Source organism: Sphingomonas sp. BLHR8 (assembly GCF_056821725.1).
On sequence record NZ_JBPDIM010000001.1, the window covers coordinates 1,256,422 to 1,282,936 of the forward strand.

Annotated in this window: 27 protein-coding genes and 1 pseudogene; 16 read left to right on the plus strand and 12 right to left on the minus strand. The window is 68.4% G+C overall.

Features of this window, described 5'->3' with window-relative positions:
- Positions 1 to 68: 68 nt before the first annotated feature.
- A pseudogene (locus ACRYJK_RS06210) lies at positions 69 to 335 on the minus strand (DUF3297 family protein); the annotation flags it as partial.
- Between the two features lie 47 nt (positions 336 to 382).
- A complete protein-coding gene (gene typA / locus ACRYJK_RS06215; RefSeq protein WP_482666671.1) occupies positions 383 to 2,233 on the minus strand; it encodes a translational GTPase TypA in 1,851 nt (616 codons plus the stop codon).
- A 168-nt stretch (positions 2,234 to 2,401) separates the two neighbouring features.
- Here typA and ACRYJK_RS06220 point away from each other — a divergent pair, with 168 nt between their 5' ends.
- The gene (locus ACRYJK_RS06220) at positions 2,402 to 4,087 is read left to right on the plus strand and encodes an ATP-binding protein (RefSeq protein ID WP_482666672.1); all 1,686 of its coding nucleotides are present in this window, start codon (positions 2,402 to 2,404) and stop codon (positions 4,085 to 4,087) included.
- Positions 4,088 to 4,099: 12 nt separating this feature from the next.
- Here the strand turns inward: ACRYJK_RS06220 and ACRYJK_RS06225 are convergent, their stop codons facing one another.
- The 4 genes from ACRYJK_RS06225 to ACRYJK_RS06240 form a co-directional block, all read right to left on the minus strand.
- Positions 4,100 to 5,230, minus strand: coding sequence for a cell wall hydrolase (locus ACRYJK_RS06225; RefSeq protein WP_482666673.1), 1,131 nt, complete (start codon positions 5,228 to 5,230; stop codon positions 4,100 to 4,102).
- 149 nt (positions 5,231 to 5,379) lie between these two features.
- Positions 5,380 to 6,006 carry a tetratricopeptide repeat protein gene (locus ACRYJK_RS06230; RefSeq protein ID WP_482666674.1) on the minus strand — a complete coding sequence of 209 codons (627 nt, stop codon included), beginning with the start codon at positions 6,004 to 6,006 and terminating at the stop codon, positions 5,380 to 5,382.
- The gene (locus ACRYJK_RS06235) at positions 6,003 to 7,679 is read right to left on the minus strand and encodes an amidohydrolase (RefSeq protein WP_482666675.1); all 1,677 of its coding nucleotides are present in this window, start codon (positions 7,677 to 7,679) and stop codon (positions 6,003 to 6,005) included. The genes ACRYJK_RS06230 and ACRYJK_RS06235 overlap by 4 nt, the downstream gene beginning before the upstream one ends.
- Complete coding sequence (locus ACRYJK_RS06240; protein WP_482666676.1) at positions 7,676 to 8,572, minus strand: NAD(P)-dependent oxidoreductase; 897 nt, start codon at positions 8,570 to 8,572, stop codon at positions 7,676 to 7,678. The genes ACRYJK_RS06235 and ACRYJK_RS06240 overlap by 4 nt, the downstream gene beginning before the upstream one ends.
- 29 nt (positions 8,573 to 8,601) lie before the next feature.
- On the opposite strand from ACRYJK_RS06240, the gene ACRYJK_RS06245 reads away from it, so the two are divergent.
- From ACRYJK_RS06245 to rnhA, 5 genes are all read left to right on the plus strand, one after another.
- Complete coding sequence (locus tag ACRYJK_RS06245) at positions 8,602 to 9,867, plus strand: threonine ammonia-lyase (RefSeq protein ID WP_482666677.1); 1,266 nt, start codon at positions 8,602 to 8,604, stop codon at positions 9,865 to 9,867.
- Positions 9,868 to 9,968: 101 nt separating this feature from the next.
- Positions 9,969 to 10,775: an arginyltransferase gene (locus tag ACRYJK_RS06250; protein ID WP_482666678.1), complete on the plus strand. Its 807-nt coding sequence runs from the start codon at positions 9,969 to 9,971 to the stop codon at positions 10,773 to 10,775.
- A 40-nt stretch (positions 10,776 to 10,815) separates the two neighbouring features.
- Positions 10,816 to 11,814, plus strand: coding sequence for a 4-hydroxy-3-methylbut-2-enyl diphosphate reductase (gene ispH / locus ACRYJK_RS06255; RefSeq protein ID WP_482666679.1), 999 nt, complete (start codon positions 10,816 to 10,818; stop codon positions 11,812 to 11,814).
- Positions 11,814 to 12,785, plus strand: coding sequence for a homoserine kinase (gene thrB / locus ACRYJK_RS06260; RefSeq protein WP_482666680.1), 972 nt, complete (start codon positions 11,814 to 11,816; stop codon positions 12,783 to 12,785). Before ispH ends, thrB begins: the two co-directional genes overlap by 1 nt.
- A complete protein-coding gene (rnhA, locus tag ACRYJK_RS06265) occupies positions 12,782 to 13,216 on the plus strand; it encodes a ribonuclease HI (RefSeq protein WP_482666681.1) in 435 nt (144 codons plus the stop codon). The genes thrB and rnhA overlap by 4 nt, the downstream gene beginning before the upstream one ends.
- 15 nt (positions 13,217 to 13,231) lie before the next feature.
- Here the strand turns inward: rnhA and ACRYJK_RS06270 are convergent, their stop codons facing one another.
- Together ACRYJK_RS06270 and ACRYJK_RS06275 are read right to left on the minus strand one after the other, a co-directional pair.
- Positions 13,232 to 14,320, minus strand: a complete 1,089-nt coding sequence (locus ACRYJK_RS06270; RefSeq protein ID WP_482666682.1) for an NAD(P)/FAD-dependent oxidoreductase — start codon at positions 14,318 to 14,320, stop codon at positions 13,232 to 13,234.
- Complete coding sequence (locus tag ACRYJK_RS06275) at positions 14,317 to 15,318, minus strand: alpha/beta fold hydrolase (RefSeq protein WP_482666683.1); 1,002 nt, start codon at positions 15,316 to 15,318, stop codon at positions 14,317 to 14,319. The genes ACRYJK_RS06270 and ACRYJK_RS06275 overlap by 4 nt, the downstream gene beginning before the upstream one ends.
- A 50-nt stretch (positions 15,319 to 15,368) precedes the next feature.
- On the opposite strand from ACRYJK_RS06275, the gene ACRYJK_RS06280 reads away from it, so the two are divergent.
- From ACRYJK_RS06280 to ACRYJK_RS06310, 7 genes are read left to right on the plus strand one after another with little or no spacing between them, the layout of a single operon-like run.
- Positions 15,369 to 15,866: an A24 family peptidase gene (locus ACRYJK_RS06280; RefSeq protein WP_482666684.1), complete on the plus strand. Its 498-nt coding sequence runs from the start codon at positions 15,369 to 15,371 to the stop codon at positions 15,864 to 15,866.
- A gap of 52 nt (positions 15,867 to 15,918) precedes the next feature.
- Positions 15,919 to 17,004 carry a Flp pilus assembly protein CpaB gene (gene cpaB, locus ACRYJK_RS06285; RefSeq protein ID WP_482666685.1) on the plus strand — a complete coding sequence of 362 codons (1,086 nt, stop codon included), beginning with the start codon at positions 15,919 to 15,921 and terminating at the stop codon, positions 17,002 to 17,004.
- Positions 17,005 to 17,006: 2 nt separating this feature from the next.
- Positions 17,007 to 18,596, plus strand: a complete 1,590-nt coding sequence (locus ACRYJK_RS06290; protein ID WP_482666686.1) for a type II and III secretion system protein family protein — start codon at positions 17,007 to 17,009, stop codon at positions 18,594 to 18,596.
- Positions 18,597 to 18,626: 30 nt separating this feature from the next.
- Positions 18,627 to 19,334 (plus strand): CpaD family pilus assembly protein, encoded by a 708-nt coding sequence (locus ACRYJK_RS06295; protein ID WP_482666687.1) that lies wholly within the window; start codon positions 18,627 to 18,629, stop codon positions 19,332 to 19,334.
- Positions 19,331 to 20,590, plus strand: a complete 1,260-nt coding sequence (locus ACRYJK_RS06300) for a CpaE/TadZ family protein (protein WP_482666688.1) — start codon at positions 19,331 to 19,333, stop codon at positions 20,588 to 20,590. The genes ACRYJK_RS06295 and ACRYJK_RS06300 overlap by 4 nt, the downstream gene beginning before the upstream one ends.
- 48 nt (positions 20,591 to 20,638) lie before the next feature.
- A complete protein-coding gene (locus tag ACRYJK_RS06305; protein WP_482666689.1) occupies positions 20,639 to 21,628 on the plus strand; it encodes a type II secretion system F family protein in 990 nt (329 codons plus the stop codon).
- Between the two features lie 15 nt (positions 21,629 to 21,643).
- Positions 21,644 to 22,645 (plus strand): type II secretion system F family protein, encoded by a 1,002-nt coding sequence (locus ACRYJK_RS06310; protein ID WP_482666690.1) that lies wholly within the window; start codon positions 21,644 to 21,646, stop codon positions 22,643 to 22,645.
- A 50-nt stretch (positions 22,646 to 22,695) separates the two neighbouring features.
- Here the strand turns inward: ACRYJK_RS06310 and ACRYJK_RS06315 are convergent, their stop codons facing one another.
- Genes ACRYJK_RS06315 through ACRYJK_RS06325 form a run of 3 tightly spaced genes read right to left on the minus strand, consistent with a single transcriptional unit; the run spans position 22,696 to position 24,304 of the window.
- Positions 22,696 to 23,172, minus strand: a complete 477-nt coding sequence (locus ACRYJK_RS06315; protein ID WP_482666691.1) for a MarR family winged helix-turn-helix transcriptional regulator — start codon at positions 23,170 to 23,172, stop codon at positions 22,696 to 22,698.
- A 5-nt stretch (positions 23,173 to 23,177) separates the two neighbouring features.
- Positions 23,178 to 23,825 carry a maleylacetoacetate isomerase gene (gene maiA, locus ACRYJK_RS06320; protein ID WP_482666692.1) on the minus strand — a complete coding sequence of 216 codons (648 nt, stop codon included), beginning with the start codon at positions 23,823 to 23,825 and terminating at the stop codon, positions 23,178 to 23,180.
- Between the two features lie 14 nt (positions 23,826 to 23,839).
- Complete coding sequence (locus tag ACRYJK_RS06325) at positions 23,840 to 24,304, minus strand: peptidylprolyl isomerase (protein WP_482666693.1); 465 nt, start codon at positions 24,302 to 24,304, stop codon at positions 23,840 to 23,842.
- 210 nt (positions 24,305 to 24,514) lie between these two features.
- Between ACRYJK_RS06325 and rpsF the strand changes: the two genes are divergently transcribed.
- The 3 genes from rpsF to rplI are packed head-to-tail and all read left to right on the plus strand — an operon-like array spanning position 24,515 to position 25,750.
- Positions 24,515 to 24,919 carry a 30S ribosomal protein S6 gene (rpsF, locus tag ACRYJK_RS06330; RefSeq protein ID WP_482666694.1) on the plus strand — a complete coding sequence of 135 codons (405 nt, stop codon included), beginning with the start codon at positions 24,515 to 24,517 and terminating at the stop codon, positions 24,917 to 24,919.
- Between the two features lie 3 nt (positions 24,920 to 24,922).
- Positions 24,923 to 25,147: a 30S ribosomal protein S18 gene (gene rpsR / locus ACRYJK_RS06335; protein WP_482666695.1), complete on the plus strand. Its 225-nt coding sequence runs from the start codon at positions 24,923 to 24,925 to the stop codon at positions 25,145 to 25,147.
- Positions 25,148 to 25,159: 12 nt separating this feature from the next.
- Positions 25,160 to 25,750 carry a 50S ribosomal protein L9 gene (gene rplI, locus ACRYJK_RS06340; RefSeq protein WP_482666696.1) on the plus strand — a complete coding sequence of 197 codons (591 nt, stop codon included), beginning with the start codon at positions 25,160 to 25,162 and terminating at the stop codon, positions 25,748 to 25,750.
- 342 nt (positions 25,751 to 26,092) lie between these two features.
- On the opposite strand, the gene rpoZ is transcribed toward rplI, so the two are convergent.
- Positions 26,093 to 26,434: a DNA-directed RNA polymerase subunit omega gene (gene rpoZ / locus ACRYJK_RS06345; protein WP_482666697.1), complete on the minus strand. Its 342-nt coding sequence runs from the start codon at positions 26,432 to 26,434 to the stop codon at positions 26,093 to 26,095.
- Positions 26,435 to 26,515 lie beyond the last annotated feature (81 nt).

The window sequence follows — 26,515 nt, forward strand, 5'->3', positions numbered from 1 at the left end:
CCCACCGCCGGAGAGTCTTCCTGAGCGCCCGGCACGCCAACTTCATCGCCAACCGGCGCCGCCTCCGCCGCGGCCTGCTCGGCCCCGGCCGCTGCGGTCGTGTCGTGGAACCAGGTTTCGACCGTACCGGACAGCTTCAGCGTCATCGGCTGGCCGTAACGGTCGCGCGACTTGCCGGCAGCTACGCGGATCCAGCCTTCGCTGACCGAATACTCCTCGACGTCGGTCCGCTCGCGTCCGTTGAAGCGCACCCCGACGCCGCGCCGCAACAGCTCCTCATCGAAATGCGGGCTGCTCGGATTGACGGACATGCGGTCGGGGGGCGTATCGGTCACGATCTATCCTTTGACTGGCGCGGGGGTGGGGGTCGGAGGGACCCCGCTCAGGCGGCTTCGAGCTTGCGCTTGTGGCGCTTGCGCTCGTGCGGGTCGAGGTGGATCTTGCGCAGGCGGATCGACTTCGGCGTCACCTCGACCATCTCGTCATCGTCGATGTAGGCGATCGCCTGTTCGAGCGTCGCACGGCGCGGCGGGGTCAGCCGGATCGCGTCGTCCTTGCCGCTCGCGCGGAAGTTGGTGAGCTGCTTCGACTTGAGCGGATTGACCTCAAGGTCGTCGGGCTTGGCGTTCTCGCCGATGACCATGCCCTCGTACACCGCCTCGCCCGGGTCGACGAACAGCACGCCGCGCTCTTCCAGCGCGTTGAGCGCGTAGCTGACCGCTTCGCCGGTCGCGTTGGAGATGAGGACGCCGTTCTGGCGGCCCTCGATCGGGCCCTTGTACGGTCCATATTTCTCGAACAGCCGGTTCATGATGCCCGTGCCGCGCGTGTCGGACAGAAACTCGCCGTGATAGCCAATCAGCCCGCGCGAGGGGGCGGAGAAGCTGATGCGCGTCTTGCCACCGCCCGACGGACGCATGTCGGTGAGCTCGGCCTTGCGCAGCTGCATCTTTTCGATGACCGTGCCGGTGAAGTCGTCGTCGACGTCGACCACCACCGTCTCATAGGGTTCGGTGCGCGAACCGCCCTCTTCGCCGAACAGCACCTTGGGCCGGCTGATGCCGAGCTCAAAGCCTTCGCGGCGCATCGTTTCGATCAGCACGCCCAGCTGCAGTTCGCCGCGGCCGGCGACCTCGAAGCTGTCCTTGTCGTCGCTTTCGGTGATGCGGATGGCAACGTTCGATTCCGCTTCGCGAAGCAGGCGATCGCGGATCATGCGGCTCGTCACCTTATCGCCCTCGCGGCCCGCGAAGGGGCTGTCGTTGACGGCGAAGCGCATCGACAGCGTCGGCGGGTCGATCGGCTGCGCGGGGATCGCTTCGCTCACCGCCGGATCGGCGATGGTATGCGCGACCGTCGCAACGGTGAGCCCGGCGAGGCTGATGATGTCGCCCGCGCGCGCTTCGTCGACCGGCACACGCTCGAGCCCGCGAAAGGCGAACAGCTTGGACGCGCGGCCCGCCTCGACCACCTGCCCGTCGATGCCGAGCGCATGGATCGGCTGGTTCACCTTGACGACGCCGGTGGCGACGCGCCCGGTGAGGATACGGCCGAGGAAATTGTCGCGATCGAGCAGCGTCACCAGCATCGAGAACGGCGCGTCGACATCGACCTTGGGCGCGGGAACGTGGTTGACGATGGTTTCGAACAGTGGGGTGAGGTTGCCCTCGCGCGCCGCCATGTCGGGACTCGCGTAACCGTTGCGCCCCGATGCGTAGAGGATCGGGAAGTCGAGTTGCTCGTCATTGGCGCCGAGGTTGAGAAACAGCTCGAACACCTCGTCGAGCACTTCGGCGGCGCGCGCGTCGCTGCGGTCAATCTTGTTAACGACAACGATGGGCTTCAGGCCCAGCGCCAGCGCCTTGCCGGTCACGAACTTGGTCTGCGGCATCGGCCCTTCGGCAGCATCGACCAGCAGGATGACGCCGTCGACCATGCTGAGGATGCGCTCCACCTCGCCGCCGAAGTCGGCGTGGCCCGGGGTGTCGACGATGTTGATGCGCGTCGTCGTGTCGGGATCATTGGCGACGCCGTCGGGGTGCGACCATTCGACGCTGGTGCACTTGGCGAGGATGGTGATGCCGCGCTCTTTTTCGAGGTCGTTCGAATCCATCGCGCGCTCTTCGACGCGCTGATTGTCGCGAAACGTGCCCGACTGGCGAAACAGCTGGTCGACGAGGGTGGTCTTGCCATGATCGACGTGCGCGATGATGGCGATGTTGCGCAGGGACATCGGGTGCTCGAATTTTCCGGGAGGGAGGGGCGGCGCGCCCGTAGCGCATATGCTGCGTTGCGGCAAGGCACTCACCTGCCGCCTGTGCGCGCCAACCTCCTCTTAACTCCGACCGTCCTAAGTCCGACAAAGCGACCGCGACGGACCAGGCGCGGCGCTGGAGACATGATGAGCATGGATTTCGCAAAACTTGCGCCCGGGCTTGCCGACGGCGCCGACCTCACCCAGGCCAAGGCTCTGCGTGACCACGCGCTCGAACGCCTGGCGATCGGGCAAGTGATGGACATCGGCGGCGCGTCGTCGCAGCTGGTGCTTGACGCGACCGCGCTGAAATTGCTTGCGGATGACGCCGATACGACCGTCGCCATGGCCGGACAGGTCGGCAGCCAGGTGAAAATCCGCGTCGGCGACGTGTGGCTGATCGCGGGTATCCGCGAACAGAAAATGCACCCGCGCGAACATGGCCTGATCGTCGCCATCGTCGACTTCCTCGGCGAAGGGGACGAGGAACTGGTCACCGGCCGCATCCACAATTTCCGGCGCGGTGTGACGCGTTACCCGATTTCCGGCAGCCCGGTGTACGCCGCCACCTCGCGCGATCTCAGGCAGATCTACGCTGCCGACAACCGCCCGCATATCGAAGTCGGCACCGTCTATCCCACGCGCGACACGCGCGCGGCGCTCTATGTCGACCCGTTGCTGGGCAAACATTTCGCGCTGCTGGGATCGACCGGCACCGGCAAATCGACCGCGACCGCGCTGGTTCTGCACCGGATCGTCGATGCCAATCCGGAGGGTCATATCGTGATGATCGACCCCCACGGCGAATATGGCGCCGCGTTCAAGGGCAAGGGCGCGCTGTTCGACGTCGACAACCTGGCCATGCCCTACTGGCTGATGAATTTCGAGGAGCATTGCGAGGTGTTCGTGACCTCGCAAGGGGCGGAGCGGCAGACCGACTGCGATATTCTCGCACGCTGCCTGCTCGCGGCGCGCGCCAAGAATAAATCGTCGGAAGGGGTCGCCAAGCTGACGGTCGACAGCCCGGTCCCTTACCTCCTCTCCGACCTTCTCTCGATCCTCACGCTCGAGATGGGCAAGCTCGACAAGGCGACGTCGGCGGCCCCGTTCCTGCGGCTCAAGGGAAAGATCGACGAGCTGCGCGCGGACCCGCGCTACAACTTCATGTTCTCAGGCATGCTCGTCGGCGACACGCTGGCCAGCTTCATCGCCAAGATATTCCGTCTCCCCGCGGATGGACGCCCCATTTCGATTGTCGACGTGTCGGGGGTGCCTTCGGACGTCGTGCGGGTCGTCGTGGCGGTGCTGGCGCGGATGGTGTTCGACTTTGCCATCTGGTCGCGCGACGAACCGCAGCGCCCTGTGCTGCTGGTCTGCGAAGAGGCGCACCGCTACGTTCCCAACGAACGCGACGCCGACCGGTCGAGCGTCGGCCGCATCCTGTCGCGTATCGCCAAGGAAGGGCGGAAATACGGCGTCTCCCTCGGCCTCATCACGCAGCGCCCGTCCGATCTCGCGGAAAGCGTGTTGTCACAGTGCGGCACGATCATCGCCATGCGACTCAACAACGAGCGCGATCAGAATTTCGTGAAGGCGGCCATGCCCGAAGGCTCGCGCGGCTTCGTCGCCGCGATTGCCGCGCTGCGCAACCGCGAATGCATCGTCTGCGGCGAAGGGTCGGCCATCCCGATGCGGATCATGCTCGATACGCTGGAGGAGGAGCGCCGCCCCGCCTCGACCGACCCGCTGTTCAGCAATCTGTGGCGGGAAAGCGGCGGCGAGAAAGAGATTGTCGAACGCGTCGTTCGTCGCTGGCGCAGCCAGGGGCGCTAGCCGACGCGTCCGTCAGCGCGGGTCGCGGGGCGCAGCGGCGGGCACTCGCGCCGTTCCGCTGTTGCGATATTCCTCGCGGATGGAGCCCGAACCCGACAGCCGTGGGTCGGCGTAAACCGGCGGCTCGGCGGCAGCGGGCGCCGAAGCCTGCCCGGCCGGCCGCGGCGGTCCGACCGGCGCGCTTGCGACCGGCGCCGACGCGGCGGGCAACGCCGCGTCGCCCTTGAGGACTGGGACGATCGGCGGGGTCGTCGTGAAACCGGGCGCGGCGGGGACGGGGGTCGTCGGCGCGGCAACCACGGCGCCGAGCTGCTGCGCGATCGGGAGGTAGGGCCCCGGCGCCGGCTCGCGCCCGCTATAGGCGCGGAGGAAGGCGCCCGGCTCACCGAAGCGGCCGCGCCAACGGTGAAAGATGTGCGCGCCGACGACATTGGTCATCACCAGCGCCTTCCCCCAGCGCGGCCACACCGCCTGCGTGTGATAATGGGTGGCAAGCCCGACGCCGGAATAGACGCGCCCGGCGAGCGCCTCTGCCGCGATGCGGCTCGCACGCGACCACTGCTCGCGGTTCGGACGGCGGGCCATCGCGCCGTCGCAGGCAAAGGTGAACTGGCACACCCGCGCCCGCTCGCTGCCCTGAAATACGACGCCGCACACGCTGGCGGGAAAGCTCGGATGCCGCACGCGATTGAGCACGACCTGCGCAATTCCGCGCAGCCCGTCGTCGCTCTCGCTCGCGCCTTCGTAGTAAAGCGCCGCGGTTAGGCAGTAATGCGCCCGCGCGGTGTCGGTCGCGGTTGCGCCCTTGAACGCATAGGGGCGCGCGGGCGGCCCGATGTAGCTTTGCGCCTTGGCGAGCTCGATGCTCATGCCGGCGGCCGGGGCCAGTCCGGCTGCGCCGAGCGACTCGAGCGATGCCGGGTCGGGCAGGCTCGGGTCCAGCGCGCGCGCTTCGGCGAAGCTGCCGGCTTCCACGAGCGCCCACAAGGCGGGGTCGTGCGGGCGTAGCGTGACCGGAACGCTGACGCTGTAGGCACGGGCGTTGCCGACGCTGCCCGCGATGATGGCCACGATCGCTGCCGCGGCGGTTCCGCCGACAATGAGGCGGAGAACGCGCTGCCGCCGTCGGGCACGGTGCGCCATCCGCTCCGCCCCGTCGCGCGCTGGCGCTACGGCGCTAGGCGCGCTGGTCAGCGAGGTTGAGGTCGGCGCTGCTGGCGCAAGCGTGGCGATCGGACGGGCTCCCTTGTCGACCATGGCCTAACACAAAAGCGTTAATCAAAGTCTCGCGCTCAGCGAGCGTCGATCTGCGCCAATCGCTCGCTGACGTCGATCCCGGTCCGCTGCGCGACGGCGATGATGCTCGCCCGCAATTCGCGCGCTTCCGGCGCATCCTTGGGCGTGTCGGCGAGGAGGTCCAGCCAGCCGTCCACCGCGCCGCGTGCGTCGCCGTCCGCCATGTGCAGCGCCGCGGTGAAGAAGCGGGCGCGCGCATGTTTCGGATCGATCGCCAGCGCGCGGGCAAAGGCGGCCCGCGCCCCCGCCGGCACGGGAGCGCCGGCATTGCGGGCGACCATCAGCCGCGCCTCCCCTTCCGCGACGGCGAGGTCGGCGCGCCGTGGCGCTGCTGCGCTTGCCCGCGCAAAGGCTTCTGCCGCGCCGTCGGCGTCACCGCTCTCGATCAGCGCCGCTCCATATGCACCGAGCGCGTCGGGGTCGCCCGCTTGGGCGCGCAGACGCAGCGCCGAAAGCCGCTGCTCGGCCGATACCCGCGCCGCGATGGCTTCGCGCGGGAGCGCCCGGTCGCGCAACCACGCCAGGCCGATCGCCGCGATCAGCGCGATGCCGGTGATCAGGTAAAGCCACAGATCGCGCCCACCCGGCCGTCCGTTGCGGGGAATGTTCGCCGCCTCGCTCACCGCGCCGCGCGCGCCCAGGCGGGTCGGCCGCCGACCCAGGTTTCCATTACCCGCGCGTTGCGAAGCTCCTCGGCGCTCGCGCTCAGCGGATCGATCGCGCGTTCGAGGAGGATGAAGTCGGCACGCATGCCGGGCATCAGCGTGCCCAGCCGGTCCTCGGCCATGCCGGCATAGGCGGCGCCGCGGGTGAAACCGTCGAGCGCCTGTTCGCGCGTCAGCGCTTCCTCCACTCGCCAGCCGCCGACCGGCTGACCTTCGCGGTCGGTGCGCGACACGGCGGCGGCGAGTCCCGCGAACGGGTCGGCGCTTTCGACCGGAAAGTCCGAGCCAAGCGCCAGCCGCGCTCCGGTCCCGCGCACGCTGCGCCAGGCATAGGCTCCGGCGAGCCGCGCTTCGCCCAGCCGCGCGGTGGCCATGAGCCGGTCGCTGGACTGATGCACCGGCTGCATCGACGCGACGATGCCATGCCGCCCCAGCCGCGCGATGTCGGCGGTGTCGAGCACCTGCGCATGTTCGATCCGCCAGCGCCGGTCACCGGGATAGCTCGGAGCGACTTCCTCGATCGCCGACAGAAGTTCGGCGTTCGCGGCATCGCCGATCGCGTGGACCGCGATCTGAAAGCCGTCCATCGACGCGCGGACGACCTGGTTGCGAAGCTGCGACGGCGTGAGCAGCGGCAACCCGCGCTGTCCCGGCGCGTCGCTGTACGGCGCCTTCAGCCACGCCCCGCGCGAGCCGAGCGCGCCATCGAGGTACAGTTTCACACCCACCAGTCGCAGCCGGTCATTGTAGAGCCAGGGCGTCGGACCCGACCCGGCGATCAGCGTCATCTGCTCGGTTCCCGCGCCGTAGCCGATGATCCGGACGTTGAGCCGCCCGGCATCGCCCGCGCGGCGGAACGCCTGCCAGTCTTCGATCGTCGTTCCCATGTCGGCGACCGTGGTCACGCCAAGGCTGAGCAGGCGCTCCTGCGCGCGGGCGAGCGCTGCGTCGCGATCGCGCGCGAGCGGGGCCGGGCGGAACCGTTCGATCAGCGGCATCGCGGCATCGACGAACACGCCGGTTGCGCGCCCCGCGGCATCGCGTTCGATCCGCCCCCCCGCCGGCGCACGCGTGGTGTTGGCAATCCCCGCCACGCGCATCACGGCGCTGTTGGCCCAACCGGCATGCCCGTCGACGCGCTCGAGATAGGCGGGCTTGCCCCCCGTCACCGCGTCGAGTTCCGCCGCGGTCGGAAAGCGGCCGAGGCCCCACAGCTCCTGATTCCAGCCGCGGCCGATGATCCATGGCGCGTCGGGATTGGCCGCGACCCACCGGCGGATCGCCTCCTGCGCCTCGGCAAGGCTGCGAGTGCCGGAGAGGTCGAGCGTCAGCGCCTGGAAGCCGAGCCCCATGACGTGACCATGCGCGTCGATCAGCCCGGGCATCAGCGCCGCGCCGCGCCCATCCTTGCGGAATGTGAGCCGCGCGCTCGGCCGGCTCTCCCCCGGCCCGAGCAGCCGCACGACGCGGCCATCGTCGCTCACGACCATCCCGGTGAAGCGCCGCACCTGCCCTTCCGCATCGAGCGTGACCCCGGCGACATTGTCGATCAGTCCATCGGCCAGCGCGGGGCTCGCAGAGGCGACACCCAGCACCGCAACGGTCAGTTTGAGGAGGTGGCGAACCGTCACTTGGGAAGTCTCCGGATGAGGGCGCTGGCGTCCTGTCGCCCTGCACCCATGGCTTGCAATTCCGCGCAGAATTGGTCGATCATAGCGGCGACCGGCAGGCTGGCGCCGTTGCCGCGCGCTTCTTCGATGGCGAGGCCGAGATCCTTTCGCATCCAGTCGATGGCGAACCCGAAGTCGAACTCGTCGCGCGCCATCGTCGCCCAGCGGTTGTCCATCTGCCAGCTGGCCGCGGCCCCGGTAGAGATCGCCTCGAAGGTCTTGTCGAGATCGAGCCGCGCCGCCTGGGCGAAGCGCAGGGCTTCGCACAACCCCTCGACGGTGATGGCGAGTGCGATCTGGTTCGCCATCTTGGCGATCTGGCCGGTCCCCGCACCGCCGATGTGGACGATCCGTTTCGCGTAGGCTTGCATGATCGGCGTCGCCGCCGCGATCGCGCGCTCCTTGCCGCCGCACATCAGCGTCAGCGTGCCCGCCTCCGCGCCCGGCTGGCTGCCGGTCATCGGCGCATCGGCCACGAGAAGGTCGCGCGAGCCCGCCTCGACCGACAATTGCCGCGCGAGCTTGGCCGACACGGTGCTATGATCGATATGAAGCGTGCCAGCCGCCATCGTGCGATAGGCACCATCGCGCCCGAGCATCGCCTGGGTGACATCGTCGTCGGTGCCCACCACGCTGATCACCACATCCGCTCCGTCGGCCGCCTCCGCCGCGTGCACCACAACGCGCCCGCCGTGTTTGGCGACAAAGGCCTCCGCCTTCGCGTGCGTGCGGTTGACGAGCGTCAGCTCATGCCCCGCCGCGATGAGGTGGCGGGCGATGGGCGCGCCCATGACGCCGAGGCCGATGAACGCGATGCGAGCCATGCGCCGCGTGGCATAGCGGCGCTTTGCCACCCTTTCCAGATGCGATAGAGCGCGCCGCCATGACGCCGACCGAACCCGCCGCCGCCCCGCCCCCCTCGGCCGAGGACGCACAGCGCGCCTTTTCGATCGACGACGTACGCGCGGCGCGGGAGCGGATCGCCGGCGCGGTCATCCGCACTCCGACCATGTACGCCCGCACGCTCAGCGAAATGACCGGCGCGGACATCTGGCTGAAGTTCGAGAACCTGCAATTCACCGCCGCGTACAAGGAGCGCGGGGCGCTCAACACGTTGCTCCTGCTCGAACCCGAGCAGCGCACGCGCGGCGTGATCGCCGCGAGCGCCGGCAACCATGCGCAGGGCCTCGCCTATCATGGCGCGCGGCTCGGCGTCCCGGTGACCATCGTCATGCCGCGCACCACGCCGATCGTGAAGGTGCAACAGACCCAGGGCCACGGCGCGGAAGTCATCCTCGCCGGCGAGAAATATGACGACGCCTACGCCCATGCGACCCAGCTGGGCGAGGAGCGCGGGCTGACGTTCGTGCATCCGTTCGACGACCCGCGCATCGCTGCCGGCCAGGGCACCGTCGCGCTCGAGATGCTGGAGGACGCGCCCGACATCGACACGCTGATCATCCCGATCGGCGGCGGCGGGCTGTTTTCCGGCATGGGCACCGCCGCGCGTGCGCTGAAGCCCGACATCCGCCTGATCGGCGTGCAGGCCGAACTTTACCCCTCGATGTACGCGCGCCTGAACGGGGTCGACATGCCGAGCGATGGCGACACCATCGCCGAGGGCATCGCGGTCAAACAGCCCGGCGCCTTTACCAGCAAGGTCGTCGCATCGCTCGCGGACGAGATCATGCTGGTCGCCGAACGGCATCTCGAACGCGCGGTGTCGCTGCTGCTGCAGATCGAAAAGACGGTGGTCGAGGGCGCGGGGGCGGCGGGCTTCGCCGCGCTGCTGGCGCATGGCGACCGCTTTCAGGGCGCCAAGGTCGGGCTCGTCCTGTGCGGCGGCAACATCGACACGCGCCTGCTTGCCAATGTGCTGATGCGCGATCTCGCCCGCTCGGGTCGGCTCGCGCGGCTGCGCATCCGGCTGCAGGATCGGCCCGGCGCGATGTTCAACCTGATGCGGGTATTCAGCGAAAATCAGGTCAACATCGTCGAGATCTACCACCAGCGGATTTTCACGACGTCGCCTGCCAAGGGCCTCGTCACCGAAGTCGAGTGCGAGACGCGTGATCGCGCCCATCTCGAAACGCTGGTCGGCGCGCTGAAAACCGCCGGTTACCAGGTCGGACTGGCGGAGACCGGCTGACCCGCCACCCCTCGCGGGACATTCATGGTTAAGACTCTTTCACCGATGAATCGCTCTCGTCATAAGCCTCATCGGACAGCATCGAGGGGACCAGCCGCGCCGTGACCGCACCGTTTCGCTTCCCGCGCTTCTTTGTCACTGCGGCCAATCCCTGCCCCTATCTGCCCGATCGTCTCGAGCGAAAGGTGTTCACCGAGCTGACCGGCCTCAGCGCTGGCGAGCTCAACGATGCGTTGGGTCGTATCGGCTTTCGTCGCAGCCAGAATGTCGCGTACCGTCCGAGCTGCGCGGGATGCTCCGCTTGCGTGTCGGTGCGGGTGTGCGCGTCCGAATTCGTGCCCTCCGCGACGCAGCGCCGCACCCTGCGTCGCAACGCCGACCTAGTCGTCGAGGCGCGCTCCGCCTGGGCGACCGAGGAGCAGTACGACCTCCTAACCCGCTACCTCTCCGCGCGGCATCCCGACGGCGGCATGGTCGACATGAGCGAAGGCGATTTCGCCGCGATGATCGAACATTCGCCGGTGGAAACCTGCGTCGTCGAATATCGCGAGCGCGACACGAACGGCCGCCCCGGCCGCCTCGTCGGCGCGTGCATCAGCGACCGCCAGTCCGACGGCCTGTCGATGGTCTACAGCTTTTTCGAACCGGAAGGCACCGTGTCCGAGGACGGCGAGCCGGCGCGCAAGGGGCTCGGCACGTTCATCATCCTCGATCACATCGTGCGCGCCGCCCGCGCCGGGCTCCCCTACGTCTATCTCGGATACTGGGTCGAAGGGTCGCCGCGCATGGCCTATAAAGCGCGCTTCCAGCCGCTCGAGCGACTGACCCCCCACGGTTGGCGGCGGCTCAGCGTGAACGCGCCGCCGTCGCGCGTGGCTCCGGCGGGTTTCGCCCCGGCCTTCGCCTGACGCTCTTTCCCCGCGAGCGCTGCGCGGGTATCACGGGGCGATGCAACTCGCCACCGACCTGCCGACCGACCCGGCGCCCCGCCCCCCGCTGCGCGTGCTGCTGGCAGCGCCGCGCGGTTTCTGCGCGGGCGTCGACCGCGCGATCCGCATCGTCGAACTCGCCATCGAACGCTTTGGCGCGCCGGTCTATGTGCGGCACGAGATTGTCCACAACCGCTTCGTCGTGGACGCTCTGCGCGAGCGGGGGGCGGTGTTCGTCGAAACGCTCGACGACGTGCCCGACGGGGTGCCGGTAGTGTTCAGCGCCCACGGCGTCCCCAAGGCCGTGCCCGCCAAGGCCGAGGCGCGCGGGCTCAGCTATTTCGACGCCACCTGCCCACTGGTGAGCAAGGTTCACCGTCAGGCCGAGCGCGCCCATGATCAGGGGCTGCACGTCATATTCGTCGGCCATGCCGGGCACCCGGAGGTGATCGGAACCTTTGGCCAGTTGCCCGACGGCGCGATGACGCTGGTGGAAACAGTCGAGGATGTGGCCGCGCTGCCGGCCTACCCACTCGGCACGGTCGCGGTTCTGACCCAGACCACGTTGTCGGTCGACGATACCGCCACCGTCATCGCCGCGCTGCGCCAGCGCTTTCCCGGCATTGTCGAACCCAAGGGCGAGGATATCTGCTACGCGACCTCCAACCGCCAGGCTGCGGTCAAGGACATCGCCGCGCGTGCCGAGCTGGTGCTGGTGATCGGCGCACCCAACAGCAGCAACAGCGTGCGGCTCGTGGAAACGGCCGAACGCATGGGCGCCCCCGCACGGCTGATCCAGCGCGCGAGCGAGATCGACTGGGGCTGGATCGACAGCATTTCCGCGCTCGGCCTCACCGCCGGGGCGTCGGCGCCGGAACTGCTGGTGCGCGAGGTGATCGACCTTCTCTCCGACCGCCGCGACGTGACCGTCGAGGAGGTCGTGACGACGACCGAGGGCATGGTATTCAAGCTGCCCCGCGGGCTGGAAGCCCCGCAAGCCGCCGTTCCCGTCGCCTGATGGCTGTCTATACCGCCGTCGCGCCCGATGAGGTCGCGGCGCTGCTCGATCGCTACGGCATCGCCCCGGTGCACAGCATGAAGGGCATCGCCGAGGGGGTGGAGAACAGCAACTATCTCGTCGACGCGGGCGAAGGTCCCTCGCGCGCTCGCTACATCCTCACCCTCTACGAGCGGCGGGTGGACGTCGCCGACCTGCCCTTCTTCATCGCCCTGACCGAACATTTGAGCGCGCGGGGCTGTCCGGTTGCGCGCATGCTGCCCGACCGCGATGGCCGCGTGGTGCAACAGGTTGCCGACCGCGCCGCCTGCCTCATCCAGTTCCTGGACGGCCTGTCGCCTACGCATCCGACGCCGGCGCAGGCGGTCGAAGCGGGCCGCACCCTCGCAACGCTCCACCTCGCGGGGCAGGCTTTCGCGGACCATCGCCTGAACCCCTTCGCCATCGAGGGACTCGCCGCGCTCGCGCTGCTTATCGAAGGGCGCTGCGACGACATGTTGCCGAACCTCGCCAAGGCCGTGGCAGGCCTCGTCGATGCGGAGCGCCTGATCGATGTCGGCGCGCTGCCGAGCGGGGTCATTCACGCCGACGCCTTTCCCGACAATCTGCTGTTCAGCGGCGATCGGGTGAGCGGGGTGATCGATTTCTACTTTGCCTGCAACGACGCGCTCGCGTGGGATTATGCGGTGATGCATTCGGCCTGGTGCTTCAATGCCGATAACCACCTCGATCCGGCGATGAGCCGCGCGCTCAGCGACGGTTACCAGGCGGTGCGTCCATTCACTGCGGCGGAGCGGGCGGCGCTCCCCCACCTCGCCCAGCGCGCGGCCATGCGGTTTACGCTGACGCGGGCGATAGACTGGCTCGAAACCCCCGAGGATGCGCTCGTGCAGCGCAAGGATCCGCGCGTCTATTGGCAGCGGCTCGACAGCTATCGCACACTGACGCCCGACGACCTGCTCGGCGCATGAGCCGCGTCGAAATTTTTACCGATGGCGCCTGCAAGGGCAACCCCGGCCCCGGCGGCTGGGGCGCGGTGCTGCGCTATGGCGATCGCGAGCGTGAACTGTCGGGCGGCGAGAACCCGACGACCAACAACCGCATGGAGCTGATGGCCGCGATCGCCGCGCTCGAGGCCTTGTCGCGGCCGTGCGACGTCGATCTCACCACCGACTCCGTCTATGTTCGCGACGGCATCACCAAGTGGATCCACGGCTGGAAGCGCAACGGCTGGCGCACCGCGTCGCGCGACCCAGTCAAGAATGCCGAGCTGTGGCAGCGGCTCGATGCGGCAGCGGCGCGGCACCGCATTGCCTGGCACTGGGTCAAGGGCCATGCCGGCCATCCGGAAAACGAGCGCGCAGATCAGCTCGCCTGCGCGGCCGCACAAATCGCGCGCTAGTCGCGCCGTAACGCCTTAGCGGAAACGGTCGGGCAGATATCGTCCAGGGTCGACCGCCGCGTCGAGCGGATCGCTCGCGGCAGCATCGCCGACCAGCAACCGCGCCGCCATGCGCGCCACCGCCGGCGCGGTCTGGATGCCGAACCCGCCTTGCCCCGCCAGCCAGAAGAAGGCGGGTTGCTCCGGGTCGGCTCCGACCACCGGCAGCCGGTCGGGCGCAAAGCTGCGCAGCCCCGCCCAGCGGCGCTCGACCTTGGCGACGCGCCAGCTGACGGCATGTTCGAACCGGTCGATGGCGATGGCGACGTCGAGCTCTTCCGGCTGCACGTCGGAGGGCGTGTCCGGGGTTTCATCGTGCGGGCTGACCCAGACCCGGCCACCCGCTTCGGGCTTGATGTAGAAGTCCGCAGCAAGGCTCGCGAGGTGCGGCATTCCCTCCGGCGGGGCCGGGTCGGTCAGCAATTGCACGAGCGTGCGGCGGTACGGGGTAACGCCGATCGGCGCGACGCCGCTGCGCTCTGCGACCGGGTCGGCCCAGGCGCCCCCCGCATTGACGAGCACGGCCGCGCGAAACTCCTGCCCGCCGGCCATGATCGTCCACCCGCCGAGGCCATAAACGGCGCTTTCGAGCGGCGCGCGCACAACGAGCTCCGCCCCCGCGCGCCGTGCCCGGGCGAGGCCGTCGGCGTGGACTGCGGCTACGTCGATATAGGCGCAGGTCGGCTCGCGCACGCCGATGCACCATTCATCGCGCAGGCCGGGGACGATGGTGCGCGGATCGACGCTTTCGAGAGTGATGCCGCTGCCTTCGAACTGCTGCAGGAACGCATCGCGCAGCGGCGCATCGCCCGCGCGCCCGATCTGCACCGCACCCAGCGGCGCGAGCCAGCCGCCCGCCTCCAGCGCCGGTCCCGACGCGGTGGTCAGCGGCTGGATGGCCGCCCCGCCGTAGGTTTCGCTCCAGAAGGCCGCCGAGCGCCCGGTCGCATGATAGCCGGGCATGTCCTCCATCTCGAGCAGCAGGACGCGCGCGTGCGGCGCGACTTCGGCGGCGAGCGTCGCACCGGCGATCCCCGCTCCGACGATGGCAATGTCATAGGTCACGGCGCGACCATAGGCGGGGCGTGCGCGTCGAGAAAGGCCGCGATGCGGCGCATCGCATCGTCGCGGACGGCGTCGGTTTCACGCAGCAGCTCATGCGCTGCGGGCGGAGGATAGAGGTGGGTCTCGGCTCCCGGCAAGCGGACGCCCGCGCGGCGGATCGCTTGCGCGGACACCAGCGCATCGGCCTCCGCGCCCAGCAGCAGGACAGGCGTTGTCACCCCCTCGAGCGCGCCCTTCGCCTCCATCGCGGCAAATGAGGCATAGGCCTCGCTCACCCAGCGCCAGCTCCCGGGGCCAAGCGCGAGCTCGGGCCGCTGCTCCTGCCACCAGCCTTCGTCAGCATAGCGCGCGGCATCGCCGGTGAGCGCAGCGGCGCGCGCCGGTACGATTCCGCGCTCGCCGTCCGCCGGGATCGTCCACGCCGGCGCGTCCGCGCCCCGCCAACGCTCCATCGCGCCCGCCATGGCCCGCCCGAACGCGATCGGAAGGCGCCGTGCGAACCCCAGCATCGGCGACAGCAGCACGACTGCCGCCGGCGCGATGCGCCGCTCCACCAGCGCGCGCAGGGTCAGGTGGCCACCCATCGAATGCGCCACGATGACCCGCGGCGAAGCGCCTTGCGCGCACAAAGCCGCCCAGTCGTCGGAGAGATCGTCGACCCATCGCGCGTAACGATCGACGTGGCCGACGTTGCTTCCCGGTGCGTTCCGGCCCGAGCCGCCCTGTCCGCGCCAGTCGATGCTGTGCACCGCCCATCCGGCATCGGCCCAATGCATCAGCGACTCGAGATATTTCTCGTAATGGTCCGCGCGTCCGCCGAGAAACAGGAGCGTCCCCCGCCGCGCCGCCCTGCCCGCGCCCTCCCCGCCCGTCGGTGCGAGGCGGATGCGGCGGCGCGGCCAACCGTCGCGAGCCGCGACCATATCCTCGATCGCACCAGCCGGGATGGTGCGCCGGTCGACGCCCGCGCGCTGCCGATTACCGCTTTGCTGCGTCATGCTCGAACATGGTTACGGTTTGTGAAGAGGTGGCGTCTAGAGCGAACACCATGGGGGCCGATCAAATTTTGCTGCTGACGTGGCTGCCGCCGCTGCTGCTCGCCGCGATGCTGGTGGCGGCCGCCATGTGGGACCTTCGCAAGCGCATCATCCCGAACCGCCTGAACCTTGCCATCGCGCTCACGGCGCCAATTGCGTGGATCGCGAGCGGGCTCGACCCGTGGCCGGACATTGCCATTCAGATCGGCCTCGCCGCGCTCATCTTCGGGCTGTTCGTCGGGCTGTTCATGCTTGGCGGGATCGGGGGCGGTGACGTCAAGCTGATTGGGGCGGTCGCGCTCTGGATCCCGGCTGACCTGCTCATGCCCATGCTGATTCTGATGGCCATCGCCGGCGGCGTCATCGCGCTGGCGATGCTGCTGTGGCGCGCGCTGAGCCGCGGCCGCACGTCGGCTGAGGTGCCGTATGGCGTCGCCATCGCCTTCGCCGGGCTTTGGGCGATCCACCAACAGTATCTTAACCATTACTCGCTTACCGCTTTCAGTTGAAACAGAACGCCGCGCGACAGGGGCGCGCCGGTGAAGAGGGGCCGCAAGCGTCATGGACGTGAAGAAACTGATCTGGATCCTCGCCGCAGTGGTGGTGGCGCTGGCCGCCGCATTCGGCGTGCTGAGCATCCTGCGCGGATCGGCGGCGCCCGAAGCGCGCGCTGCCGCCGCGCCCGAGCGCATCGGCCCCAAGATCATCATCGCCACCCGGCCCCTACCCGTCGGCACGATCCTCACCGCGGAGGCGCTGCGCTACCAGCCCTGGCCCGAAGGACTGGTCCGCGCCGACCAGTATTTCGTCGAAGGCGCGAGCAACATCGCCGCGCTGACCGGTTCAGTGGTGCGCGTCGCGATGAGCGCGGGCACCCCGATCACGCGCGGCAGCCTCGTCAACCCGGGCGATCGCGGCTTTCTCGCCGCGGCACTGGGCCCGGGAATGCGCGCCGTCACCGTACCGATGTCGGCGGATCAGGGCGTTGCCGGCTTCGTCTTTCCGGGCGACCGCGTCGACCTGCTCCTCTCGCAGGAGATCGAGGGCGGCGACGGGGAAAAGCTCAACACCGCGGAAACCATCGTGCGCAACCTGCGCGTGCTCGCGGTCGACCAGCGCACCACGCCCGCGCAGGTTGAGGGCAGCACCACGCCGATCGTGTTCAGCACCGTGACGCTCGAAGCGACGCCGCGCATTGCGGAAACGATCGCCGTCGCGCGCACCAGTGGCACGATCAGCCTGTCGCTCCGCTCGATCGCCGACTCTGCGGGTGAGCTCGAAGCAGCGATTGCAGCCGGCAACGTCAACGTCGGTCGCGACGGGGACCGCACCGCCGAGGCGCGGCTGCTGGCCGGCAACGACCGCCGGCCCGAAGCGGGCACGCTCGGCGCAACCACCGGCGGCGACATATCGCGCTACCTTCCGCGCAGCGTGCCGAGCAAGGCGCAGGTCGCCGCACGACAGCGCGCGCAGGCCGCCGCCGAACGCGCGCAGATGCAGCAGCCGGCGCCCTCGCCCTACCCTGCCGCCGCTCCGCGCACGGCAGGGCCGCCGGTGGAGGGTGGCGTACAGAATGTTCCGACCGGACCCGTCGTCCGAGTCACGCGCGGCGACCAGGTGACGGTCGTCCCGGTCCGGGGGAATTGAGCATGACCAACGTCTCTTCGCAGCGGACTCGCGGTCCCGTGCGCAACCTCCGCATCGCAGCCGCGCTGGCGCTGGGGACCGCAACGGCGCTGCTCGCCCCGGCCCAGGCGATCGCCCAGGCCCGCACGGCCACGCCCGCGGGTTCGGAACTGCTGCTGTCGGCCGGGCGCGGGCGCCTCATCACTCTGCCGAGCGCGATGAACGACGTGTTCGTCGCCAACCAGGCGGTGGCCGACGTACAAGTCCGCTCGACCACCCAGCTCTACATCTTCGGCAAGGGGCCGGGCGAGACCAGCATCTACGCCACCGACAGGTCGGGACGTGTCGTGTATTCGACCGTCGTCCGCGTCGCGAACAACATCGAAACCGTCGACCAGATGCTCAACCTCGCCATGCCCGAGGCGGACATTCAGGTGACCACCATGAACGGCCTCGTCCTGCTGACCGGGACTGTCGCCAGCCCGGAGGACGCGGCCGAGGCCGACCGGCTGGTGACTGCGTTCGTCGGCGAAGGCACGCGCGTGCTCTCGCGCCTCCAGACCGCGACGCCGCTGCAGGTCAACCTGCAGGTCCGCATCGCCGAGGTGAACAAGTCGGTCGCGCGCCAGATCGGCGGCAACCTCACTAGCCGCGACAACGACGGCAACGGCTTCGTCTTTGTCCCGTCGCGCGGTCGTAACGCCGGGTCGATCACCACCGACCCGCAGACCGGCGGCACCAATTACGTCGTCAACCGCCTGGCGGATGCGGCGACGATCGGTTTTGGCGGGCGGCTGTTCGGGCTCGACCTGCTGGGCACGCTCGACCTCGCCGAACGTTCGGGGCTGGTCGCGACATTGGCACAGACCAACCTCGCCGCGCTCTCGGGTGAAACGGCAGACTTTCTGGCGGGGGGTGAATATCCCGTCCCATCGCCCGACCCGCTGACCGGCGCCATCGCCATCACCTACAAGAAGTTCGGCGTCGGCCTGACCTACACCCCGACGGTGCTGTCGAACGGCCGCATTTCGCTACGCGTCCGCCCGGAAGTGTCGGAGCTGTCGACGGAAGGTTCGATCCGCATCCAGGGCATCGACATCCCCGCGCTGTCGGTGCGCCGGACCGAAACGACCGTCGAGCTGGGTTCGGGCGAAAGCTTCATGATCGCCGGGCTCATGTCCAACCGCTCGACCGGAGCGATCGACCGCACGCCGGGCCTCGGCGACATCCCGATCCTCGGCATGCTGTTCAAATCCGACAGCTTCCGCCGCGGCGAGACGGAGCTGGTGATCGTCATCACGCCCTATCTCGTCCGACCGGTCGCCAACAGCCAGATCGCGCTGCCGACCGACGGCTATCAGGACGCGACCACGGCTGGCCGGCTGCTGTTCAACCAGATGCGCGGCGGCCAGTCGGGCGTCGGCCGGCCGATGCCGACAGTGGAGGGTGCCGCCGGCGCCGCTGTTGCGCCGACGCCGGGTGCCGCTGCCGCGGTGGGCATCACGGCCCCGCCGCCCGCAGCGCAGCGTCCGGCACCCGCCGCCAGCAACCGCGACCGGTCGCGCCGCAATGCGCGCGCCGAAGCGACCCCCGGTTTCAGCTTCGGCAACTGATCGCCGCCGGCTTTTCGCAAAGGAAGACGCATGACGCATCGTCCCCATTTCATGCTGGCCCCGTCGGCGGTGGCGCTGTCGCTGCTGCTCGGTGGCTGCGCGAGCTCCGGCGGCGCGGTCGGCAATCGCACGCTCGAATCGGTCCACCAGCCGGTCGTGCGCCTTGACCACTTCGCCTTCGACGCGGACACCCGCGCGGGCGAGCTGCTCCCAAGCGAAGCGGCGCGGCTCGACGGCTGGCTGAGCGCGCTCGACCTTCGCTATGGCGACCGCATCGCGATCGACGGGTCGCAGGGCGACGGTGGCCGCGCGGTGCGCGACGGCGTCGCGGCGTTGGCGGAGCGTCGCGGCCTGCTGCTCGCGGACAATGCGCCGATCACGCCCGGCGCGCTCCAGCCTGGCTTCACCCGGGTCGTCGTGACCCGCGCGACCGCTCGCGTCGATGGGTGCCCGAACTGGTCATCGCCCGGCGCGCTCGGCACGAGCAATACGACGAGCCCCAATTACGGCTGCGCGGTCAACGCCAATCTCGCGGCGATGATCGCCGACCCGGTCGACCTCGTGCGCACACCCCGCACCGGTCAGAGCGATCCGTTGACCGCCAGCAAGGCGATCCGAGCGTATCGCAACGCGCTACCCAGCGGTCGTGGCGGCTCCCTCGGCGGCAGCGGCGGCAGCGGCGGCAGCGGTGGGGGCAGCGCGGGCGGCGGCAATCAGAACGGAGGAGGGGGCCAGTGAACGCGCCATTCCGTCTCGGCACCCAGACCCGCGATGCGTTCGCCGCCTATCTGTGCGACGACGACACCGCCGAAATCATCAAGCCGGTCGTCGCCGACCTCGGCTGGACGGTCGAAAAGGTCTACAAGGGCGGGCTGCGTAACGCCGTCCAGTCACTGTCGATCACCGCGAGCCCGTCGATCCTGCTGGTCGACCTGTCGGAATCGTCCGACCCGATCAACGACATCAACAGCCTCGCCGAAGTGTGCGAGCCGGGAACGGTGGTCATCGCCATCGGCCAGGTCAACGACGTTCGGCTGTTCCGCGACCTGATGGCCAGCGGCATCCAGGACTACCTCCTAAAGCCGGTGTTCCCCGATCAGGTGCGCGACGTGCTGATGCAGGCGCAGGTCGCACTGTCGACCCCGCGCGGGCACGAACCGGTGGACAAGGTGGACCAGCTGGTCACCGCCGTCGTCGGCGCGCGTGGTGGCGTCGGGGCGTCGACGATCGCGACGTCGATGGCGTGGCTCGCCGGGCATTCGCACAAACGCAGCGCCGCGCTGCTCGATCTCGACGTGCACTTCGGCACCGGCGCGCTCAGCCTCGATCTCGAGGCGGGCCGCGGGCTGATCGATGCGATCGACAACCCGACGCGCATCGACGGGCTGTTAATCGAGCGCGCGATGGTCCGCGCGAGCGAACAGCTTGCCATCCTCAGCGCCGAAGCCCCGCTCAACCAGCCCCTGCTGAGCGATGGCGGCACCTTCTTCCATCTGCGTGAGGAAATCTCGGCGAGCTTTCCGTTCACGGTGGTCGACCTGCCCCGTCACATGCTGGTCGCCTATCCGCACTTGCTGCAGGACATCGACCGTTTCGTGCTGGTCACCGATCTGACGCTGGCCGGCGCTCGCGACACGATCCGGCTGCTGTCGAACGCCAAGCAGATCTGTCCCAATGCGCGGGTGATCCTCGTCGCCAACCGCGTGCTGCCGCAGCCGGAGATCAGCCGGCGCGACTTCGAAACATCGATCGAGCGCAAGGTCGACGTGGTGGTGCCGTTCGAGCCCAAGATCGCGGTCAAGGCGGCGAAGCTTGGCAAGACGCTGGCCGACGCCGCGCGCGGGTCAAAGCTTTCGCAGCCGCTCGAAGCGTTGCTGACGATGATCGTTCAGCCCGATGAGGCCGACGAAAGCGCCAGTGCGACGCCCGACAAAAAGGCGGGCAAATCGCTGCTCAGCAAGCTGTCGGCGCTCCCCAGGAAAGCTAAGGCCTGACGGTTCCCGCCACGCCATTTTCATAATCGACACTTCGGGGCAACCGCCATGGACCTCCTGTTCCTGACCATCGCCATACCGCTGATTCTGGTAGCGATCGGTGCGGTCCTCCTGCTCGGCGGTCCGAATGCCGACAAGCGGGTGCGCGGTCGCCTACAGAAGATGCGGGCGCGGGTGGCGCCCTCGGGCGAAGATGTGCTGGCGGCGCAGATGCGGCGGACCATCGCCGCGCGCCTGCCGACCAAGCAGGGCGGCCTGGTGTCGCTGCTGCCCAACCGCGACCGCATCCAGCTGCGCCTGCAGCAGACGGGCAAGGACTGGTCGCTCAGCAACTACCTGATGATCTCGGTCGGAATTGGCGTGGTGGTGATCGGGATGTTGAGCCTGCAGGGCGCTCCCGTAATGCTGACCCTGCTGATCGGCGCCCTGCTCGGCGGAGCGCTTCCCCACATGGTCGTCTCCAAGATGATCGCGAAGCGCCAGAAGGCCTTCACCTCGCGCTTTCCAGATGCCATCGACCTGCTCACGCGCGGGCTGCGCGCCGGCCTTCCGATTGCGGAGACGCTGTCCGCAGTCAGCGCGGAAATTCCCGGGCCGGTGGGCGTCGAATTCCGTCAGGTGATCGAGCGCGTGCGCATCGGCAAGACGCTGGAGCAGGCGTTGCAGGAAAGCGCCGACGTGATCGACACGCCCGAATTCCAGTTCTTCGTCATCACCCTCGCGATTCAGCGAGAGACCGGCGGCAATCTCACCGAAACGCTCGTCAACCTCAGCGAAGTGCTACGCAAGCGCGCGCAGATGAAGCTGAAGATCAAGGCGATGTCATCGGAGGCCAAGGCGTCGGCCTGGATCGTCGGTGCGCTGCCGTTCTGCGTCTTTGGCCTGATGTACATGATGAATCCCGAATATGTGTCCGCCTTTTTCCCATGGGCCGGCGAGCTTTATGACGAACGCGTCATGGTGGCCGGGCTGGGCGGGCTGGTGTGGATGGGCATCGGCGTGTTCATGATGGCCAAGATGGTCAATTTCGAGATCTGACGGGGGAACAGGACCATGGCACCCAATCCCCCGCCCCTGACGCTGCTCGGCGTCGATGTCATATGGACTGCGACGTTGCTCGCCGCGGTCGCGGTCGGGGCGGTGTTTTTCGCGATCTACCAGGCGACGACCGTGCGCGATCCGATGACGCGCCGCGTGAAGTCGCTCAACGAACGGCGTGAGCAGCTCAAGGCGGGCATCACCGCGTCCACCGGCAAGCGGCGCGCCAAGCTGGTACGCAAGAACGCCACCACCAGCCAGATGCGCGACGTCCTCAGCAAGCTCAAGGTGCTGCAGGACAGCCAGCTCAAGGATGTGCAGCAGCGTCTGGCGCAGGCGGGCGTGCGGTCCAAGGACATCGCCTTCGCGATCATCTTCGCGCGCATGATGCTGCCGATCGTCGTCGGTCTGACGATGGGCATCCTCGTTTACGGCGTCAATTTCTTCCCCGAGTTCAGCGCGTTCAAGAAATTTGCGAGCTTCGCCGTGCCGCTGCTGCTCGCGTACAAGGCGCCCGACCTGTGGCTCAACAACCGCCGGCAGAAGCGCACCGACAAGATCCGCAAGGGCCTGCCCGACGCGCTCGACCTCCTCGTCATCTGCGCGGAGGCCGGCCTGACCGTCGACACCGCCTTCGCCCGCGTCAGCCGCGAGCTGGGCAAGGCCTATCCCGACCTTGGCGAAGAGCTTGCGCTCACGTCGATCGAACTGGGCTTCCTCACCGAACGCCGCCAGGCGCTCGACAACCTTGCCTATCGCGTCAATCTGGAGGCGGTGAAGGGCGTGGTCACGACGCTCATCCAGACCGAGAAATACGGTACTCCGCTGGCGTCGTCACTGCGCGTCTTGTCGGCCGAATTCCGCAACGAGCGGATGATGAAGGCCGAGGAAAAGGCGGCGCGACTGCCGGCGATCATGACCGTGCCGCTGATCGTGTTCATCCTGCCGGTGCTGTTCATCGTCATTCTGGGGCCTGCGGGCTGCAAGCTCGGCGACGCGCTGAGCGCCAACGCCTGACGCTTCGCGCCGCGCCCTCCTGCGAGGATAGGGGGCGCGCGACGGCGAGGTCAGTCGTCGTGATGTCCGCTGCGAATTTCGTTTTCGAGCGTGTCGGCCGCGTCGCGCAGCCGCAGCAGGATCGAGCATAAGGTATCGCGCTCGCCCGGTTCGAGCTGCGCCAGCAACCGCGTTTCGAGCTGCAATGCGATCGGCGCGATTTCCCGATAGAGCGCGTCGCCATCCCCGGTGAGCGCGATCAGATGCGAACGGCGGTCGCCTTCGCGCGACTGACGCTTCACCAGCCCGCGTTCGACCAGCGCGGCGGAGGCGCGGCTGACGGTCACCTTGTCCATCCGCGTTCGGTCGACGAGGTCGCGTTGCGAGCGCGGCCCGCCCTCCCCCAGCACCGCCATCAGCCGCCACTGCGGCACGTTGATGCCAAATCGCCGCTCGTAATGCCGCGCGATCCGCTCCGACACCGCGTTCGACGCGATGGAGAGCTGATAGGGCAGGAAGTCGTCGAGCCTGAGCGTGGTCGTCGCCATCGGACTCAGAGGTCTTCGGGTTTGACGCGGTCGGGTGCGGCAGCGGCAAAGGCCTCCAGCGCGCACGCCGCCGCGTCGGCAGCGACCAGCGTCGGGTAGGGCGACAGGTCGACCTCGAACCGACGCGCGTTGTACATTTGCGGCACCAGAAACACGTCCGCGATGTCGGGCGCAGCGCCGCCGAGATACGGCCCCTCCCTCTCCGCCGCCATGACTTCGAGCGCGGCGAAGCCTTCGGCGATCCAGTGCCGAATCCAGCGGTCGCGGATCTCCTCGCGCAGGCCGAGGTCGCCGGTCAGATATTTGAGCACGCGCAGGTTGTTGAGCGGGTGAATGTCGCAGCCGATCGCCATCGCCATCGCGATACTGCGCGCACGCGCCACGGGCTCATCGGGGATCAATCGCGGTTGGGGGTGCGCGCGGTCGAGCCAGTCGATGATCGCGAAGCTTTGCGTCACCACCGCGCCCCCCGCCTCCAGCGCGGGCACGAACCCTTGCGGGTTGAGCGTGCGATAGGCCTCGCTCTTCTGCTCGCCGGCGAGCAGGCTGGTCGGCGCCGCGGTGTAGGGCAGCCCTTTCAGATTCAACGCAATCCGCACCCGGTAACTGGCCGAGGAGCGGAAATAGTCGTGCAGAACGAGCTCCTCGGCCATCGTCTCGCTCCCGATCAGGCGACGGTCGCCTTGACGATCTTCCCCGGGCTGCGCGGCGGCTCGCCCTTTGGCAGCGCGTCGACATGCTCCATGCCGCTCTCGACCTGGCCCCAGACGGTGTACTGCTTGTCGAGGAAGCGCGCGTCGTCGAAGCAGATGAAGAACTGGCTGTTGGCGCTGTTCGGCGCCGACGTACGCGCCATCGAACAGGTGCCCCGGACGTGCGGTTCGGCGTTGAATTCGGCCTTGAGGTCGGGGAGCTTCGATCCGCCCGACCCAGTGCCGGTGGGATCGCCGCCCTGCGCCATGAAGCCCGGAATGACGCGGTGGAACACGACGCCGTCGTAGAAGCCCTCCTGCGCCAGCTTCGTGATGCGCTCGACATGGCCCGGCGCGACGTCGGGACGCAGGCGAATGACCACGTCGCCGGTCTGACCGTTGCCGGTGTCGAGGGTGAAGGTCAGCGTGTTCGCGGTCATGACGGGCCTTTCGATAGGGGTCTTCCCAAGCGCTATAACCAGCGAAGGGCGCCGCGTCACGGACTTGCGATTTCGCGTCGCCCCGCTATGGGAGACCGCGACGGGGCGGCGTGGTCATCCACGCGCGCCCCGTTTGACATGACTTGACGACAGCCGGAGGGGCGTTCGCATCGGGCGGCGTCAGCGATCGGCCAATGTAAGGAAAACAACATGGCTCATTACGAGCATGTCTTCCTCGCGCGTCAGGATCTCACCCAGGCGCAGGTCGATGCCCTGGCGGAGAGCGCGACGAAGATCATCGAGGACAACGAAGGTTCGGTCGTCCGGACCGAAACCTGGGGCCTCAAGCAGCTCGCCTATCGTATCGCGAAGAACCGCAAGGCGCACTTCGTGATGCTCGCGATCGACGCGCCTGGCGCGACCGTGACCGAACTCGAGCGCCAGTCCTCGATCAACGAAGACATCATCCGTTTCCTCACCATCCGCGTCGACGAGCATGAAAACGGCCCGTCCGCGATGATGCGCAAGAGCGACCGTGCCGGCCGCGGCCGTCGCGAGCGCGATGGTGACGAGCCGCGCCGCGAACGCGACGGCGACGAAGCTCGGGGAGAATAAGACATGGCACGCCCCTTTTTCCGCCGCCGCAAGACTTGCCCGTTCTCGGCCAAGGACGCTCCGCGCATCGATTACAAGGACGTCCGCCTGCTGTCGGGCTTCCTCTCGGAGCGCGGCAAGATCATGCCGAGCCGCATCACCGCGGTGTCCACCAAGAAGCAGCGTGAGCTGGCCCGTGCGATCAAGCGCGCGCGCCACATCGGCCTGCTGCCCTACCTCGTGAAGTAAGGAGCAAGGGCCATGGAAATCATCCTGCTCGAACGGATCGAGAAGCTCGGCGGCATCGGCGATGTCGTCAGCGTCAAGGACGGCTACGCGCGCAACTTCCTTCTTCCCAACAAGAAGGCGCTGCGCTCGAACGAAGCCAACAAAAAGGTGTTCGAGGCGAACCGCGCGCGGATCGAAGCGGACAACGCCGCCCGCCGCGACGACGCATCGAAGCTCGCCGAAAAGGTGGAGGGCACGCAGGTCGTGCTCATCCGCCAGTCGTCGAACGCCGGCCAGCTCTACGGTTCGGTCAGCGTGCGCGACATCGTCGAGGCGCTCACCGCAGAGGGCCACGACCACGTCACCCGTGCGATGGTCGTGCTCGAACGCCCGATCAAGACCATCGGCATGTACGACGTGCGCGTGAATCTTCACCCGGAGGTCGCCTCGACCGTCCAGGTCAACGTCGCCCGCTCGCCGGAAGAGGCCGAGAAGCAGGCGCAGGGCATCAACGTGCTCGAAGAGCAGTTCGCCGAAGCCGCTGCCGAAGAGCAGGCCGCCGCGAGCGAGTTTCTCGACACGCAGGCCGAAGCGACTGCCGAACAGGACGACGCCGCCGCCTGAGCGCTGCGCTCTCCTCCGCGAACAAAAGGCCGCGTCCTCACAAGGGACGCGGCCTTTGGCTTTGAATTTTCCGGCGCTGCAGGACCCCACTCCCCAAGCGGTCTGCGTCACCCCGGACTTGATCCGGGGTCCAGCTTCGCGACGCGGCCGCACCGACACGTCGCCTCAATGTCGATTAGGGCGGCAGCTCCATGCGCGCCAACGGGCGATTCCCGCCACCCCCGAGTTCGTCTTTGCAGGGGAGCACAGGGTCGGTCGAATAACCCACGCCACGCACACGGAAAAGGCCGCACCCCGGTGCAGGGATGCGGCCTTTCGAGACTTACTGAAATAGCCCTCAGCTCATTCGTACTCGCCCACGCCGGCGGTCGGGCGCGGGGGCGCGGCGGCGGTGAGGCGCAGAGCCTCCGCGCTGCGGGCGATGTTGCCGATCTCATCCGGCGAATCGTCGTCGTCGAGCAGCACCTTCTGGTGGCCGCCAATCAGCGCCGCTTCCATATCGTCGGGACGGATCGTTTCCTCCGCGATCTCGCGCAGCGCCACCACCGGATTCTTGTCGCGGTCGCGGTCGATGGTCAGCTCCGACCCGCCCGAAATGTCGCGCGCACGCTGCGCGGCGAACAGCACGAGGTTGAAGCGATTGGGAATCTTGTCGACACAATCTTCGACGGTCACGCGCGCCATGCGGCGGTGCTCCTTGGAAACGGTGCAGCCGGGAAAGCGTGCGCCCTAGCGACGCCGGCGTGAAAGGTCAAGAAATTCGGC

Bases quoted from the DNA above. Each gene is read 5' to 3' on its own strand.
- typA (WP_482666671.1), bottom strand. From the start codon at position 2,233: ATGTCCCTGCGCAACATCGCCATCATCGCGCACGTCGATCATGGCAAG.
- ACRYJK_RS06220 (WP_482666672.1), top strand. From the start codon at position 2,402: ATGAGCATGGATTTCGCAAAACTTGCGCCCGGGCTTGCCGACGGCGCC.
- ACRYJK_RS06225 (WP_482666673.1), bottom strand. From the start codon at position 5,230: ATGGCGCACCGTGCCCGACGGCGGCAGCGCGTTCTCCGCCTCATTGTC.
- ACRYJK_RS06245 (WP_482666677.1), top strand. From the start codon at position 8,602: ATGACGCCGACCGAACCCGCCGCCGCCCCGCCCCCCTCGGCCGAGGAC.
- ispH (WP_482666679.1), top strand. From the start codon at position 10,816: ATGCAACTCGCCACCGACCTGCCGACCGACCCGGCGCCCCGCCCCCCG.
- thrB (WP_482666680.1), top strand. From the start codon at position 11,814: ATGGCTGTCTATACCGCCGTCGCGCCCGATGAGGTCGCGGCGCTGCTC.
- rnhA (WP_482666681.1), top strand. From the start codon at position 12,782: ATGAGCCGCGTCGAAATTTTTACCGATGGCGCCTGCAAGGGCAACCCC.
- ACRYJK_RS06275 (WP_482666683.1), bottom strand. From the start codon at position 15,318: ATGACGCAGCAAAGCGGTAATCGGCAGCGCGCGGGCGTCGACCGGCGC.
- ACRYJK_RS06280 (WP_482666684.1), top strand. From the start codon at position 15,369: ATGGGGGCCGATCAAATTTTGCTGCTGACGTGGCTGCCGCCGCTGCTG.
- cpaB (WP_482666685.1), top strand. From the start codon at position 15,919: ATGGACGTGAAGAAACTGATCTGGATCCTCGCCGCAGTGGTGGTGGCG.
- ACRYJK_RS06290 (WP_482666686.1), top strand. From the start codon at position 17,007: ATGACCAACGTCTCTTCGCAGCGGACTCGCGGTCCCGTGCGCAACCTC.
- ACRYJK_RS06295 (WP_482666687.1), top strand. From the start codon at position 18,627: ATGACGCATCGTCCCCATTTCATGCTGGCCCCGTCGGCGGTGGCGCTG.
- ACRYJK_RS06305 (WP_482666689.1), top strand. From the start codon at position 20,639: ATGGACCTCCTGTTCCTGACCATCGCCATACCGCTGATTCTGGTAGCG.
- ACRYJK_RS06310 (WP_482666690.1), top strand. From the start codon at position 21,644: ATGGCACCCAATCCCCCGCCCCTGACGCTGCTCGGCGTCGATGTCATA.
- ACRYJK_RS06315 (WP_482666691.1), bottom strand. From the start codon at position 23,172: ATGGCGACGACCACGCTCAGGCTCGACGACTTCCTGCCCTATCAGCTC.
- maiA (WP_482666692.1), bottom strand. From the start codon at position 23,825: ATGGCCGAGGAGCTCGTTCTGCACGACTATTTCCGCTCCTCGGCCAGT.
- ACRYJK_RS06325 (WP_482666693.1), bottom strand. From the start codon at position 24,304: ATGACCGCGAACACGCTGACCTTCACCCTCGACACCGGCAACGGTCAG.
- rpsF (WP_482666694.1), top strand. From the start codon at position 24,515: ATGGCTCATTACGAGCATGTCTTCCTCGCGCGTCAGGATCTCACCCAG.
- rpsR (WP_482666695.1), top strand. From the start codon at position 24,923: ATGGCACGCCCCTTTTTCCGCCGCCGCAAGACTTGCCCGTTCTCGGCC.
- rplI (WP_482666696.1), top strand. From the start codon at position 25,160: ATGGAAATCATCCTGCTCGAACGGATCGAGAAGCTCGGCGGCATCGGC.
- rpoZ (WP_482666697.1), bottom strand. From the start codon at position 26,434: ATGGCGCGCGTGACCGTCGAAGATTGTGTCGACAAGATTCCCAATCGC.